The 1,607-nt window shown below is 68.6% G+C and carries 2 protein-coding genes; both read right to left on the reverse strand.

The features are described 5' to 3' along the window. Nucleotides 1-298: 298 nt before the first annotated feature. Entirely contained in the window at nucleotides 299-604 is a 306-nt protein-coding gene (locus ACZ52J_RS42840; RefSeq protein WP_465626861.1) for a hypothetical protein, read from the reverse strand. A gap of 76 nt (nucleotides 605-680) precedes the next feature. Then, nucleotides 681-1,550, reverse strand: a complete 870-nt coding sequence (locus ACZ52J_RS42845) for an IS5 family transposase (RefSeq protein ID WP_465626863.1) — start codon at nucleotides 1,548-1,550, stop codon at nucleotides 681-683. Nucleotides 1,551-1,607 lie beyond the last annotated feature (57 nt).

Consider the following 1,607-nt stretch of genomic DNA (forward strand, 5'->3'; position numbering starts at 1 on the left):
CTAGGCCGTGTTTTGGAAGTGGTGCAGGATGGGGTCAACCACCGGCCGAACGGAAAGAAGCCCTCGTGGTTGACCCCGCGCTGCAGGGCGCCCTGCGCCACCTTCGTGCTGTGAAGTCAGAGCGGCCGACCGGTGCAGAGCCAGGCGAGTTCGCTCACTGGCGGGACCGGATCGCTGACGCCCTGGACGTCTTGGCCCGCGTGCTCCCCTTTGAGGAGGACCAGGTCCGGGCCAGAGCGGAAGCGGCCGCGGCGCGGGATCAGGCCGATCGGATCCGAACGACCGGCGAAGTGATGCTCTAGAGATGGCTGATGTCGCGGGCCGCCATCCAGATGGTGAGGTCCTTCGCGATCTGGTTGATGTGCGTGTCGGTCGTGACCTCGTGTTCGCCGCGTGTGGTGTCCCGGCGGACGACTTCGTAGCCGCCTCCGTCGAGGACGGCCACGGAGGCGAACCAGGCGGGGTCCTCCTCGTCGGGTTGGATCACGGCGAAGGTGTTGTCGGCGTCGTCCAGGTCGCTGATCAGCATGAACAGCGCGTCCTCGGACGGGTCGTCGATGTGGTCGCCGTTCTCACTGTCCGCGCAGTAGTAGCGGGCCGTCATCGAACGCCTGCCTCTCCCAGGTCACCGGTCACGGGCATGACCGCGCGGCCAGCATGGCATGTCAGGCGTTCACGGCTCACAGCCAGATATTGATCGCGGCGATGTGGACCGTGGCCTCGAAGCGGACGGCGAGCTTGTCGAAGCGTGTGGCCACGGCCCGGTGCTGCTTGAGCCGGTTGATCCCGCACTCGACCGCGTGCCTGGCCTTGTAGTCCTCCCGGTCGAAGAGGGGGGACCGACCGCCAGCGCGGCCGCGACGCTTGCGGTTCCTGGCCTGGTCCGCGGGCTCGGCGATGGTGGCGCGGATGCCACGGCGACGCAGGTAGAGGCGGTTCGCGCGGGACGAATAGGCCTTGTCTCCTCGGACCCGGTCCGGTCGGGTGCGCGGCCGACCGGCCCCGGGCCGGGGGACGCGGATGGCTTCCAGAACCGGGACGAACTGTGGGCTGTCACCGCGCTGACCGGCTGTGATCAGGATCGACAGCGGTTTCTGGCCCTGTTCGCAGGCCAGGTGGATCTTCGTGGTCCAGCCTCCGCGTGAGCGTCCGAGCCCGTGGTCGTCGGGCTCGGCGGCGACGCCTCCGGGCGGTTCCTTCTGCTCGTGTCCGGCTCTGCGGGCGCCGGCGGCGTGCTGGTGGGCCCGGCAGATCGTGGAGTCGACGTTGACCTCCCAAGCGATCAGTCCGGCCGCATCGGCGCGGGCTTGCAGAGCCGTGAACACAGCCGCCCACACGCCACCGCGTTGCCAACGCCGGAACAGTCCGTAGACCGTCTGCCAGGGACCGTACTCCGCGGGGAGATCCCGCCACGGCGCCCCGGTCCGCACCCGCCAGCGAACCCCGTCGATCAACTTACGCTGGGACACCGCCCGCCGCCCCACGTCGGACACCGGCAACAGCGGTTCCAGCACGGCCCATTGCTCATCACATAGATCCCCACGCCCCACAGCAAAGATCATTGCGGCAGTAGGGCGCGGAGATCACCCGTTCTAAAACACGGCCTA

It is taken from the genome of Kitasatospora sp. NPDC034035 (assembly GCF_055575755.1).